This is a genomic window from Pseudoalteromonas sp. 2CM28B (genome assembly GCF_023161935.1).
This window is the reverse complement of the sequence record NZ_JALNTH010000035.1, coordinates 1-14,212: the sequence shown is the minus strand read 5'-3', so window position 1 is coordinate 14,212 and position 14,212 is coordinate 1. Positions and strand designations below refer to the sequence as shown.

At 35.9% G+C, this 14,212-nt stretch carries 9 protein-coding genes and 1 pseudogene; 9 read left to right on the top strand and 1 reads right to left on the bottom strand.

Going from position 1 to position 14,212, the window contains the following annotated elements; genetic code table 11:
* The first annotated feature begins 7 nt into the window (after positions 1 to 7).
* The 9 genes and pseudogenes from MTN96_RS29240 to MTN96_RS29200 all read left to right on the top strand — a co-directional run.
* On the top strand, positions 8 to 868 hold the full coding sequence (locus tag MTN96_RS29240) for a type II secretion system F family protein (protein WP_248533693.1): 861 nt from the start codon (positions 8 to 10) through the stop codon (positions 866 to 868).
* Entirely contained in the window at positions 858 to 1,208 is a 351-nt protein-coding gene (locus MTN96_RS29235) for a DUF192 domain-containing protein (RefSeq protein ID WP_248533691.1), read from the top strand. Before MTN96_RS29240 ends, MTN96_RS29235 begins: the two co-directional genes overlap by 11 nt.
* An 11-nt stretch (positions 1,209 to 1,219) precedes the next feature.
* Positions 1,220 to 1,669, top strand: a complete 450-nt coding sequence (locus tag MTN96_RS29230) for a tetratricopeptide repeat protein (protein ID WP_248533690.1) — start codon at positions 1,220 to 1,222, stop codon at positions 1,667 to 1,669.
* Positions 1,670 to 1,680: 11 nt separating this feature from the next.
* Entirely contained in the window at positions 1,681 to 2,448 is a 768-nt protein-coding gene (locus MTN96_RS29225) for a TadE/TadG family type IV pilus assembly protein (protein WP_248450950.1), read from the top strand.
* 30 nt (positions 2,449 to 2,478) lie between these two features.
* Complete coding sequence (locus MTN96_RS29220; protein WP_248533687.1) at positions 2,479 to 6,687, top strand: IPT/TIG domain-containing protein; 4,209 nt, start codon at positions 2,479 to 2,481, stop codon at positions 6,685 to 6,687.
* A gap of 49 nt (positions 6,688 to 6,736) precedes the next feature.
* Positions 6,737 to 7,156, top strand: coding sequence for a hypothetical protein (locus tag MTN96_RS29215; RefSeq protein WP_248533685.1), 420 nt, complete (start codon positions 6,737 to 6,739; stop codon positions 7,154 to 7,156).
* Positions 7,153 to 7,590: a hypothetical protein gene (locus tag MTN96_RS29210; protein ID WP_248533683.1), complete on the top strand. Its 438-nt coding sequence runs from the start codon at positions 7,153 to 7,155 to the stop codon at positions 7,588 to 7,590. The genes MTN96_RS29215 and MTN96_RS29210 overlap by 4 nt, the downstream gene beginning before the upstream one ends.
* Before the next feature lie 81 nt (positions 7,591 to 7,671).
* Positions 7,672 to 8,850 (top strand): hypothetical protein, encoded by a 1,179-nt coding sequence (locus MTN96_RS29205; protein WP_248533681.1) that lies wholly within the window; start codon positions 7,672 to 7,674, stop codon positions 8,848 to 8,850.
* A gap of 200 nt (positions 8,851 to 9,050) precedes the next feature.
* Positions 9,051 to 9,465, top strand: a pseudogene (locus tag MTN96_RS29200) (hypothetical protein); the annotation flags it as partial.
* 308 nt (positions 9,466 to 9,773) lie between these two features.
* Here the strand turns inward: MTN96_RS29200 and MTN96_RS29195 are convergent.
* Positions 9,774 to 12,854 carry a VWA domain-containing protein gene (locus MTN96_RS29195; RefSeq protein ID WP_248533679.1) on the bottom strand — a complete coding sequence of 1,027 codons (3,081 nt, stop codon included), beginning with the start codon at positions 12,852 to 12,854 and terminating at the stop codon, positions 9,774 to 9,776.
* Positions 12,855 to 14,212 lie beyond the last annotated feature (1,358 nt).

The window sequence follows — 14,212 nt, the reverse complement described above, 5'->3', positions numbered from 1 at the left end:
TGAATAGATGCTTTTTATATTAATAACAGCAGGCATATCACTATTTTTACTTTTTTATAGTGGTTATAAAATTAAACAAGGGCTCCCTGAAGATACTCGTGATTTTATGGATCCGCTTCCGCCATCATTAAAATTAATATGGCCATTTGTGCGTTTAGCTGCATTTTACATCGGTGAACGTTTACCCATTGATTACCTTGTAAAGACAGGAAAAAAATTACAAATATCTGGGCTCTCTTATGTTTTGACTGCAGAAGAGTATTTTGGTGTAAGGGTTGTATCGTCACTATGTTGTACACTATTTACATTCTTAGTCTGTGCAATGCTTGATGCCGTTACTTTTATGGCCTTAGTTTACGGCGCTATATTTGGCTATTTTTTACCGCTGTTAACACTTAACGACCTTAAAAAGAAGCGTCAACTGGCAATAGTAAAGTCACTCCCTGTTTACCTAGATTTTATAACCATGTCTGTAGAAGCCGGGTTAAACTTAACAGGCGGCCTTAGCCAAGCGGTTGATAAAGGACCTGAAGGGCCTTTAAAAGTTGAATTTGGTAAGGTGCTTAGAGACTTAAGAGCTGGCGTTAATAAAGTTGATGCGTTTAGAGCAATGGCAGAGCGAGTACAAACTTCCGAAGTAAACAATCTTGTTAGTGCATTAGCACAAGCCGAAAAAACAGGGGCAAGTTTAGGGTCAACTTTAAGAGTGCAATCAGATCAACGTCGTGTTGAGCGTTTCCAACGTGCAGAGAAAAAAGCACTAGAAGCGCCAGTAAAGTTGGTGTTTCCGCTAATCATGTTTATTTTCCCTGTTACATTTATGATTTTGTTTTTCCCAATAGTAATGAAGTTTATGTATGACCTGTAACGCATTTAATCATCAAGTAAAAACAATAACAGGGCACACCATTTGTAATTTATTTATTGCAAATACGTGGTGGTTACGTTTAAGGGGATTGCTGGGCAGAACGCTTAAGGAAAATGATGGGTTACTTATAACACCTTGTAACTCAGTTCATATGTTTGGTATGCGATATGCCATAGACGTTGTTTATTTAAATAAACAAAACACGGTTATAAAAATTGTTAAAAACTTACGCCCCTGGCAATTTAGTGCATGTGGTAAAGCATACAAAGTAATTGAGTTATCAACAAAAAATAATAATACACAAACACTAAAAGTTGGCGACAACTTAATAATAGAATAACTGAGAAGTACATGAAAACTATATATATAGCATTAATGATTTTACTTATTTCTGGTTGTAGTAGCTCACCACAGCAAGAGCCAGAATCAAAAGTAAACTTAGTCGAAATTGAAAACAGAGCTGAAGCTGCCTATTTGGCAGGGCACTTAGATATGGCAGAAGGCCTATATAGGCAGTTAATTAAATTAAAAGATAGCTACCCCCCAGCGTGGTTTAGGCTCGGTAATATTTATACCCGAACTAACCGTTTAGACGCTGCTATTAGTGCCTATCAACGCTGTATTCAATTAGATGTAGAGCATGATAAAGCATGGTACAACTTGGCTATTGCCAGAATGAGACAAGCAACAGATGTGTTAATAGAAGCGCAAAAACACCTTGAAGAGAACTCTGCAGGTAAAGCACAAATGGATGAGCTTTTTATTCAATTAATGCGTCTGCAAACCGGGAAAAAAGAGTAGGGAGTAGTAGGGTGAGTAAGCTAAAAAGGAGTTTACAAAAGCAGCGAGGGCAATCAATGGTGGAGTTTTCAATAACCCTGCCATTTTTAGCGCCGTTGGTGTTAGTGCTTATCATGTTGCTTATACAATGGGTGCTGATTTACAAAGATAAAGTAACTCTAAATGCGGCAACATTTGATGCTGCGCGTGCAGGGGCATTAAATCATGGCAGTATGTCTAAAATGCAAAGTGCACTTGCACAAGGCATGATGCCACTATTTATGGTTGACTCAGGCGATGATCCAGATGGGTTCGATGTAGCTACCGCGTTTGCAAAGTCTAAAGCATATACTGCAATCGCCTCCAACATAACGGTACTTAATCCTACAAGTGATGTGTTTAATAAATTTAAGCAACGTAGGCACTATAAAGACGGGCCTACAGTCTACGAAATACCGAACGACAACTTGATGTACAGAAACCCGCAGGTTGAAACAATATCAAGTGACAAAAAACTTAATATACAAGATGCCAACTTACTACAAATAGAAGTTGATTGGTGTAAACGCCTAGAGGTGCCATTAGCTAACTGGTTAATAGGTAAAATTTTAACCTTAACAGACGTAGACCCCGATCCCACTTCAGACAAATTTGTTTATTATATACCAAACCAAGAACAACTAACGTGCTCTGCATTGGGGGCTGTAACATCCTCAGCAGGGGATACAAGTTACAGCGGGTACTACATTACAATTAAATCTTATGCACTAATCCGAATGCAAACACCATATCGGATGTAAGGGAAAGCACCAACAATAAGGGTAAGGAAAATGAACGCAAAACAACTTTTAGCACTGCTTTTAGCAGGCTCATTAAGTGTAACACTCGTTGGGTGTAACGAATCAATAAGTGAAGATGATTCTACATCAATACCTGGTGGAACCGGTGGAGATACCGGTGGAGATACCGGTGGAGATACCGGTGGAGATACCGGTGGAGATACCGGTGGAGATACCGGTGGTGATACCGGTGGTGATACCGGTGGTGAACCTATTGAATACGTGGGTACTTGGGAAAATAAAGACGAAGACGGTGATGGCGTGCCTGATGAACAGGATGATTATCCGTTTGATGCCGATAAAACCACGATTACGGTTGTTCAAGAAGAAGAGTTTAATAATAACGTTGCTGAAGCAAACCCAGTTGGGAATATACCCTTTAAAGTATCGGGGGGTATTTCTGAAAATGTAGATATTGATGATTTTAAATTTAATATCACCAGCTCAATGCTATTTGAAGACTTATCAGTGACGTTTATACTTTTTAAAGATGATTCACGTTTCACACCGTCTTTAACGATTATTAATAATAATGGCGATGTTATTTCTACTATACCAACTAACATTGAGCACGTTGGTAAAGTGGGTCAAGCTATTACTTTCTCGCCTAAGCAAGCAGGTGAATATAATTTAAGTATTACTGATAGAAATACCTTAGGTACAGATAGCTTTACATATTCAGTACATGCCTTTATTGATATTGATAAAGATGGTGTTCCTAACAATAAAGAGCAGGCCTTAGGAATGAATTACCTCGGTCAGCATACCGATAGTGATAAAATTCCTGATGGTAATGAGTACCATATTTATTCATCTAATTTCAGCTTCGGTCATGATGTAGATGGTGATGGGATTCCAAATTGGCTTGATTTAGACAGCGATGATGATGGTATTACTGATGATATAGAATTAACCTACGATTTAGATGGCGATAAAAAACCAGCCTTTATAGACCTAGATAGTGACAATAATGCAGTTCAAGATTCAGATGAATTAAACTTAGTTGAGTTTATCCGTTACGATCTTGATGGTGATGGCATCCCTAACTTTTTAGATAATGACGACGATGGCGACTTTTTGTTTGATGTAAACGATCCGCAGCCACTAGTAAAACTAATTGATATAAATAACTTATACCCATCAAATACCCCAGTTATTAGTTCTGCAATATACTCTCATAGTGACCAAGCAGTATTTATTAACAAAGTTAGGCCTTTTTATCCTGCTAATTTAAATGCAGAAAACCTTAAAGGTAATGCAGCACATTTAGTAATGTTAAAAGGGGATGACAAACAGCCCGTCGTTAATTTACCAGTGACGATTACCTCAGAAAATAAAATTGAATTTGTTATACCTAACTACCCAAAGGTGGCGCTAGGTGGTGAACCAATTACATTATTTTTAGCTTTAGATGGCTATAAAACCAATAGTATTGATGCCACATTACTGCATCCAAAAACACCAATTATTACAGACATCCCATCTAGAAATGTAGTCGAAGGGGAGGAGGTATTAATAATAGGTGAAAACTTAGAGAGTGGTACTTCATTAGTCTTTGCAGATGGCCCAACAATACAGCTAGATTACATAGACGATACAAGTGCTAATTTTATTGTGCCTGAAAATATTGGAACTGGCTCGTTTAGCTTACAAAATGTATTTGGCGAAAGTAATTATTCAAGCATTAGTAAAACCAATGATTTATTAGTAACTATTAGTGTTCCGGATTACTTAAATATTGAAGGTGATTTCTCTTTAGATGGTGAAGATGTAACGTTTTCTAAACCTAATGATTTTAATAATTCAGAAGTAAATATAACTGATAAATCAGAATATATAACTTTATTTTGGAAAAATGGTATTCGTTTTTTGCAAGGTTATATTTTAAATGATAACTCAGTGCAGTTAAGCATTGATAGCACTTTGCAATCTCTCGTTCTTCGGGCTTATGAGTACAATGAAAATATACAAAACCCACAGGGGTTAGTTGATAAAATGGTGGAGTTAGATTCTTATGTAGAATTTAAAGCATGGTATATTGATTCATTACAAACAGAGCCATTAGATATTTTTTTACTAGATGAATCTTATAATATCATAGGTAAAGCAACTAAAATTGCTAATGAATTATTTAAAATAAATAATACTAGTACTTCCAAGTTATTAAAGGAAAGCTCTAACAGAGGCCTTGCTAAAATAGCTTTCAGCCAAAGTGAGTCAGAAGAAAGTCAAAGACCTACATATTCGCCAGACCAAAGTCAAGCAGGAATAAGAATAGAGGCCACTCAAAAAGGGTTGTTTGACTTATTCGATTACGATGGCTTTTCAGAACTTCAAAATAGCTCACCAATGTACTTGAGTGCAGCTGTATATAAAATTAATAATGAGCTTGTCGTTTCAGAACAACCGGAGGTTGGTTTAGATCCATCAGATAAAGATAATAAGAAACCAAAAACATATTCACATATTACATCATTTATAGATCGTGACATGATAGCCCCGTCAGAATACCGTGTTTTTGCTATTTCGCTTTGGTCTAAAGATGCTTATTTAAAAGCTTGTCAATATCAAAACTGCTTAATTGAAGTTCTTACTCCAGGAATAAAAAATAATCCCGTTGACGATCTGGAAAAGTTGAAAGTTTCAAAATACCTTTTTATAAAGAACTTAGTTGATGCCCTTATATTACCAACATTTGACTCTGTTCTTAATATGGCAGCAGATGAAAAAGGTGAAAGGAACCCAATTGATCCAAGTGGCTATGTCATACCTGAAGAAGGGCGTGGTAAACCTGCAAAGTTACTTCTTGAGGTTGTCTGGAAAGCGATGCCAGGTGTTATCGATGCGATAGATGATGCTTTTTTGGATGGAAGGGTTACCAAAGATGAACAGGCTGATATTGTTGCTGAAGTAAAAAAGGTAATGTTAAACGAAGAAAAAGCCTTACGCAATTTAAAGCCAGGACCGATACTTTCATCAATAGCAGAATACTACGGTTTTGGGCTATCAGATTGGCTTTCAAGTGTAAGAAACGAGATTGCTGAGAAAATTGCCGAAAAATTTATTCCCGTTTACGGTCAAATAAAAGCGGCTTTAGATGTTTTATCTGTAGTAAGTGATTCATCAAATTTAGCCGAAGCCTGGTATGATTTTTATACTATGGAGATGCGTTATGAATTTAAGATTGAATGGGGGTTGAAAATTTTAAAACTAAGCCCAGGCATATTATCTAAAGATAACTTCATGCCGGCTTTAACCATTACCGGTATTGGTTTATGCCCGCAAACCTCTGCTTTTAATTCTCCAATATATCCGAAAATATACTATAAAGATATTACGACAGGCGCTAATAAAGAGGTAATAATTAAAAACTTAGGTTCATTAGATGACTCTTATAGGCCAAACAAAGCATGTAATGAAGTAGATGTATATATCCCGCAAGAAATAATTGCTCAGGCTACGTTAGACTCTAAGATTGAGGTAGAGGTTGTTTTTGACGATAATATAGCTAATTCAGCCGCGCAAAATAGTTCACCTAAATACTTAACGTTTGCGGATGGTTTAAAAATTGACAAAATCAATCCAAATCCAGCATTTACTGAACAGCTTGTTACAATAACGGGAGTAGGGTTTGATACTACTAAGTTAACTAACAATGAGGTGTATTTTACCTCAGAAAATGGTGAACTTTTAAAAAGTGATGTTCTATCTGGCGATAACACTCAGATTAAAGTAAAAGTACCTAACGGCGCTGTAACAGGCACTGTTATTGTTAGAGTGGGTGATGATGAAGATTCAAGTGCTATAGTAATTTCTGAATCCACAATTACTTTTACTTTTGGTGATAACGGTAATGTAATTGATGATAGTTTTCAGGTAAGTGTAGACGGTGAAATAATTGATGAAACGACGCCAGGACAAAGAAAGAAAACTAATACATTAACAACTGAGCAAGGTGAGCATGATATTATTATTACAGGTATAACGGTTCCAGACCAACGAGCAACTTATTACATTTGCTTTTCAAATAACGTTGATGTGATATCTGGTCAAACTAATGGCAAAGTTGATTTTGCTGTAGGTACCCAATTCTCAAAAAATTTAAAAATAAAGGTGAACAATACACCAAATTCCAACCCTGTAGGGTGTAAGTTTTTTGATAACTCTGTTGGTGTTAATTCTACGTTAACAATTGATTAGATAGATTATGTAGAGCCTATACAAAGGCTCTACAATAAAAAGGAACGCTATGTTAAAAAAAACAATATGTGTATTGCTCGGTTCATTAGTTTTACAAGGGTGTGTAGACTCCCATTCTGTTAATGGTGTTATTGAAGGTTCTGTCGAACTAGAGCCCGATATTGGACTGTTTAATTATAAAGTGAGTATTGAAGGCCTAGAGCGTGGTTGTTATATATACCTTTCTAAACCAGGTAACGACTTCTGGCATGTAGAAGATCAACAAAAAATGTTACAGGGGGTTTCTTGTTTTAATAATGAGCGAAAGTTATTTGCTCAAGCACCTGACGTTATTAGTTTTACTTGGACAGAGGTTGATGGTGGGTTTAATTTTACTATGGATGCCACAGCAATCAGTGTAGATGATGAAAAGCTTAATATTTACACAACATCCCCTTTATTTGTTCCGTTAACAAAGGATTTGAAATGAAATCACGATTAATAGCGCTTTCTAGCATTATGGTATTAAGTACAGCAGCATTTGCTAATGAATCAAATGTGAATTTTCCTGCTAAGGATAATCAAGATCCATTATTTATAAAAAAGTGCGAAGAGTTTAGACAAGCTAAAGCTGATAAAGACATTGATACCTTGATGTCTTTTGTACCAAAGCATTTTAAAGATACGGAAGACGAACAAAAACGCGCTGTCGCATATTTGAGTAAAAAGGCAGAAAAATTTCAAAAGTATGTAACAAGCCCTGAATTCGAGGTTTTATCTCAAAAACTATCAACAGAGACAAAACCTCTTTTTGCTCAAGTTAAAATTGAGGCTAAATATGGTGAAAAGAACTTAGTGTCGGATGGTTGTGGCTTTAAATATACCAAAGAAGACGGTTGGATAATTATTATTGCGTCTAGCTAATTGGCTTTTCGAATACCTTAAGTATTTATATGTTATGAGAGTATGCAATTAAGCATGCTCTTTCTATTTAAAGAGAGAGTTTTGGCTAATTCAATTATATTAAAATCACTATTAGAAACGATTAAATGGCTATTCATTTGGCTAACCGTAGCTGGGCTTGTACTAGGTGTTTTAAGTCAAGGCTTGATTTTTAATACAAGCGATGGGCTTGATGTTATATTAATTTTTGCGCTTTTGATGTTTCAACATCGATTAAAATTTGATGAACACAATAATCAAATAGATGTGAAGTTGGGGGCTTATTTTTTTAAGAAAAAAATCTTCACGTTTAGTCATCATACTATTGATACTTGCACGATTAAAACAATTTCATGCCAAGATAATAAAGCTATTAGCGTGATTGATATTAATTACACATCACCAGAAGGCAAATTGAGCACTTACACGTTTAGGTGTTTTAAACAAGCCAAGCAAGCGCAGTTAGTAGTGAGTAAACTGTCAACTTTTGAGCGCGCTTATACGGCTAAACGCGAAGAAGCCGAGGCTGAAAAAACAAACTCAGCAACAGTGAATGAGTTTTCAAAAGCATTCCCGCAAAATACTATTTTCGGTAATGCTGAGGCCAAAAATAATATTTCCATTCTAAGGTGTGCACTGCCACTTCCTAATAGTAAGAAAAAATCAGTCTACTTTACCGTAGCCTGTTTTGCTTTACTTACACTATTTATTGCTTATTCATCACAAAATTGGAAATCATCTTTTGCGTTTTTAGTAATAACTTATGTAAGCTATTACTTTGCTAGGGTAATTATTTGTAATAAATACTATTTTATAAAAACAGCGCCTTTAAGCTCCATTATCATAAACGATGATGAGCTTTATTTACCCGCGTTACTATTCACTGATAAAAAACCTCGCACACTAAGTAAGCAAAATATTATCAACATAAAGGCTAAATGGAATTACAATTACGATTCTATTGAAAACTCTGTTGGCAGAACTTCAAAAAGATCACACTTAATATCCCTTGTTTTTGATACCACAAAAGGGCAGAGTATTTCGCTTTCACACTGGAGTGTTGATAGTGAGGCCCTAGTATATTCGTTATTAAAATACCAATACCCAGTTTCATTAGATAGAACAAGCGAAATGGTTTACCCATTTAAGCGTCATGTTGGTTTGATGGTTGGCTTATTTATTGTGATAGTAATTATAAACGCGAGTAATTTACCAAACCTTATAAGCTCTCTTAATTCGTAAAAAATAAACTGAACATCCATTTTAATTTTATGAAATTAAAAGCTACGTTTTAATTAGTTTAAAAATAGTCGGGGTGCTCCAGCTCTATGGCAATTGCAAGATAGCGTCAAGAAAATAACAGTGACACCCATCCTAAATCTTGCACTTTTCGAAGTTACAAGCTAGCTTTTGTGTGATGTTAAAAACAAGCAGGGTGTCCTATGTCAATCGCAAGAAAACGACAAATAAGTTTGGTTGATACAAAATATTATCACTGTATTTCGCGTTGCGTGCGCCGTGCATTTTTATGTGGTGAAGACCGCTTTACAGGTAAGTCTTACGGGCATCAACGATGCTGGGTTGAAAACAAACTGCTAGAGTTAGCCAAGATGTTTTGCATTAATATATGTGGTTAAGCCGTAATGAGTAACCAACAAAATGTTGGAATATTTTACAACAGGCAGTAGGCCCGCAGGGCGGAAGGCAGGATTCCTGAGGTACACTCATTTAGTACTGTATGTTGATGATAAAAAAGCGAATAGGTTAAATGATAAAGCGCTTATTATCCGTTGGCATAAACTCTGTAAAGGAACCGTACTTACGCAAAAATGCATACAGGGTGAAAAAGCTAGCAAAGAAGATAACTGAACAGGTAGGTTTTATTCGTTGCCATCCTGTCCGCCTAATGGCATTTAAGCTTATTCCCTATAAATTGTGGGAAGGGCTTTTACTTTCGATAATCAGCAATTACTAGCTTTGTTAAATGAAGCGGCACTTGTAAAGTGTATGTGGATTTAAACCCGATTAAAGCTCACCGTACAATTCACGTGCATATTTCATGGTGCAGTTGTCCGGCCTGGACTCCTCCAAACTAACTAATATAAAAAGGCCTTCGTATAAGTTAATTACGAAGGCCTTTAGTATCCTGAAGTTATCAGAGTAAGTTATTTTTTACGGCGTCTCAATATCGAAAGTGGTGCCAACATCAATGTAAGCCAAAATAGGCTGCCGCTATCATCATCACTTGAATTAACCTCGTCTGGTTCTTCCTCCGGCTCTGAGCCTTCATTTGGGATTGTTACTGTAACAGTGACTGTACCTTCAACAAAAGCCCCGTTATTGTCGGTTACTGTATAAGTAAAAGAGTCGGTTATGACCGTGCCTGGTGCTTGATCAGAAAATGCAGAGGTTGCATCATAAGTTACTTCATTTTGTTCTAAAGTAACCAATCCAATAGTCCCATCAGTTTGTATACTATTAATAGCTAATGTATCACCATCTGGATCAGAGTCGTTTTCTAAGGGCTTAATTACTTTAATTTCTCCGGATTTCAAAGAGATATTATCAGGCTTAACTTCGGGCGCATTGTTAGAAGGTTCATTGCTAACAGGTGTATCTGTATAAATAGGCTCTCCGGCACTTATTTGGTATCCCCCCATACTTGCATTTTCATCTTGATGCATAACTTCTACATAAATTTTTGATTCAAGTTGTGATTTATCAAATTTATAATATACATAATCTGTGTTGGATGGATTGCTCTGCAAAGTGATATTTTCTTGAATGGGAGTTGTACCATCAGATTTGTATATATTAAGGGTAGGAACCATCCCCAAACTCATGTCAGATACCCGTACAACTAGCTGTTTGGTTACATCTATGTCATTTATTTCATAAAAATCTTTGTCGCCCTTATTATTGATTACTCCATTCATATATACATTATTTGAAGCCAATTGTTCGCTAAAATAAAAGTCATCATTATAGTCTGAGCGTGGTACATCGTTAACAACTAACGTGGTTTTACCTATACGTACGAAATTTTCATCTATGCTTGGCAAAGCCTCCATCTCAGGTACTGAGCCATCAAGTGTAGGCGTTAATAAACCTGTTGTAGTATAAATTGCATTTCCATCATCATTATTTACATGTACTTCTATTTGGTAAATACCATTTTCGTTATATGGTGCTATTACCGAGTAGATACCATCTCCCGCTACGGCATCGCCTTCTAGACCATCATCAGACATTTCTAAATTAGTTGAATTTTGATCAGGATCGGTAATGGTTGCTAACACATTAGCGCCCGTGATTAGTTTGTCTTTAGTAATCGCTGCAGTTAAGATCATAGGACTGGGGTAGGTGACAGAGTTTCCTTGAGATCCTTCAACACTTAATGTGTAGCTGCCCGATAGGGTAGGTTCAGCACTCACATTAACAATAGCATTTAAGCTATTGGTATTATTTAAATTAGTAACTTGTAACTGCCATTCACCTGTTCCGTGTGATGTTATGTGTTGGTTAGTAATATAAGCACCGCAAGTTAACGTTTCTGAAGAATCATTACAGTTGAAAACCACATCGCTTACTTCACTACCTGTACTATCTAAAAGAGTAAGTTGTACATCATCTAGGTTGGCGTTGTGGTTAATAAACACACTCACGTTATCCAACCCTGAATCAACGGCAATCACTTGAGTGGCACTTTGCGAACTTTCTATCGTAAGGGTTGTAGATGCTAAATTTTGGTTATCTGTTGCAGTAGCATTAGCTTGTAAAAAAGCATCTACAATTTCAGCAAGCGTGGTGGGTGAAGAAAAGTATTTCCCACCAGTTTCGCTAGCAAGTGTTAATAATGGCCCTGTAGGTGATGCAAAACCATAGCCTAAACTAAAAATAGCGATGTCATTATTTTGATAATTGGCGATAATCTGTTCTTGTGTATAGCTTGAGTCGTTGTCATAGCCATCAGCCAAAAGAAAAACAACGCCAGGTGCATTGCTTTCTTCGTTGAATTGATACGCGGTTAAATTATCTAATGCAAGTTGTGAAGCATCGTAGAGTGCAGTAGTGCCATTTTCGTAAATAGCATCTATTGCTGTTTTTAGTTCTGTTTTAACATTTGAATTAGGACTATCAATTTTTGTAATAGGATAATCTTGGTTAACAAGCTCTTTGTCTGAAAAAGAAATAAGCCCCATTGATGTACCACCTGAAGATGACGCATCAACAAGCACTTTAGCAGCTTGTTTGGCATTACTCATTGCTGGACCTAGCATACTATAAGAGCGGTCTATCACAATTTGCATGTCTATATCACCTTCAACCCACTCTACACTAAGCTGGTTTTGACAGGAATCTTGCGCTGCTGGTAATTCGATCTTTAATGGTGTATTTGTATCCGGAGCATTATCCGCCAAAGTTAAATAGCGTGTTCGGCTTGGCTGTGCGGTTTTACGGCCAGATTTAGGATCATCTTTAATATCTTGCAGAAGCACTTCCCACGCACTTTTACCATATATTCGGCCTTGTGCTGTACTGTCAATATTACCAATAGTGTCCTTAGTTGAGTGATTTAACCATTGCATACCTGCCGTTAATGCTTGCCATTGGTTACTCATGATAGAGGTTGTTGGTGCATCTGACTTAATAGGAGTGTTAGGCTCTGCTGAATCAGTTGTACCTTTATACTCATCAAATAAACCATACGCATAATGGCTCCATTCATGTGCTAAAGTATATCCTGCTCCTTTTGGGTCCTGTAGCATGTTATGGTCTTGACCTGGGCCCGAGCCATTAGGAAAAACATCACCAAACCAAATGTGCATGCCATTTGCGCCAAAACCGGAAACATTAGCTCGCGGCCACTCTCTTTCACCCCATATAATATCAGACTTAGAACGATGCTTGTTTTCTCTAAATACTCTTACTTTGCCAAGCTTATGTGCGCCATTAGTTTGCTCACAAACTGCATTTGCAAAATGGGAAAATATTTGCTCGTAGGCAACTTTATCTGATCCTTGAGGGTTATTATGCAAAGATACTGTAATATCAAATACCGCTTTAGATGAATCAGTACTTAATGATGATGTGTTTTGTACTCCTTGTGACATAAGAATGTTTTGATGTTGCTGCTGGTCATCCGTAGTTACACGTGACAACCAGCTGTTAGCTGCAACGGCTGAGCTTGAGGTTAAAGCAAGCCCCACGCAAATCGCACTTTTAGTTAATTTACTTTTTTGCACTGTTAATTCCTTTTTTTGTTAACGGTTATTGGTGATTTCTCTAATCATTGAACATGCTATAACTTTAAATAATTAGAACTACTATTATCGTTTATTCTTAAATATATATAGATCAGTATTTATATTCTCAAGTATTGGTAAAAGGTTCACATTTAAGTAAGGAAAATTAATTTTTATTATTTTACATTTAGATGTATTAAATTTTTTACTGATTTTCTGAATTTTCTGAATTTACTGAATAAAATAAGAGTTAAGCAATAAATGCATGAACTAAAATAATGCTTGGTGGCTACAATAGACGGGATACAGGTACATCGCTTAATCATAACGTATGTCCAAGTTATAATGTGGCGAAAATAGTGAGTTCGAAAATTATAGTTAAACATTTCAAATTCATTATTTGGGTGTTTAGTGATCTCCCCAATAGTGTGAGAGTAATAGAGAGTTATAGGTGTGCGTATAATTGATGCAGAATCCACAATAACATTTTTCTTTATCATCATCATCCTTGAGCAATTTAATCCTTTCAATGCAATTACTCTAGCAAAAAATAATTTTAAAAAAAACCTGTCTGTTAATCTAAGTTATAAAATTGGAAAAGTAATAAGAGCTTTCTTTCTATTATGTATTAAAAATTAATATCGTACTTTAATTTAAAAAAGTTAATCTTTACAAAGAAGCATGTTTTTAACTCTAAAGTTCTCAACGGTAATTAAAACATGGAAGTATGTGTTAATAACTGTTTCAAGGTACTGTAAGCTGTTAGCAAAGTAGTATTTGAGTATTAAACTATAAAAACAGTTTTTATATGATTATATCTTTCAAGCTTTCAAAATTAGGTCGCAGGTTGAATTGAAGACTAGCTTAAATGTTGAGTTTAGAGTTTTTTTGAAAATAAAGTGTACACTTTATTTTATCTTGTTCTATTAGTACTGGACTATGGTGTGTATATAGTGTCTTAGGGGTAGCTACGGCATGAAAATGGCCGTTTGTACTTAGCTCAAAAAACCTAATTTACTAAAAAAGGAAATTCATTTTTCATGATGGTGTATCAATGAGTTACAAATTACAAAAACAAAGCAATGGGCAGCTAATATTTACAGATAATGGCGGAGTCTCAGGGGTTATATTTCACTTTTTGTTAATGTGCTTAGGCGCATGGCTAATTTATATTAGTGTTATAGGTATATATGAAACAGGTGAGTTAGTTTGGTCCAGTATTATAATTCTATTGGGTTTAGTGCTGTGCACGCCGGTATTAAAAGTCAATAAAGTAATACTATGAATCGCCCCGTGTTTGCCAGAGACTCAATAACTTGAGAAACTGGAACTATGAAAAAATCAAATCGCTATACATC

Excerpts from the sequence above, each read along its gene's own strand:
- MTN96_RS29240 (WP_248533693.1), top strand. The coding sequence starts at position 8 with ATGCTTTTTATATTAATAACAGCAGGCATATCACTATTTTTACTTTTT.
- MTN96_RS29235 (WP_248533691.1), top strand. The coding sequence starts at position 858 with ATGACCTGTAACGCATTTAATCATCAAGTAAAAACAATAACAGGGCAC.
- MTN96_RS29230 (WP_248533690.1), top strand. The coding sequence starts at position 1,220 with ATGAAAACTATATATATAGCATTAATGATTTTACTTATTTCTGGTTGT.
- MTN96_RS29220 (WP_248533687.1), top strand. The coding sequence starts at position 2,479 with ATGAACGCAAAACAACTTTTAGCACTGCTTTTAGCAGGCTCATTAAGT.
- MTN96_RS29215 (WP_248533685.1), top strand. The coding sequence starts at position 6,737 with ATGTTAAAAAAAACAATATGTGTATTGCTCGGTTCATTAGTTTTACAA.
- MTN96_RS29210 (WP_248533683.1), top strand. The coding sequence starts at position 7,153 with ATGAAATCACGATTAATAGCGCTTTCTAGCATTATGGTATTAAGTACA.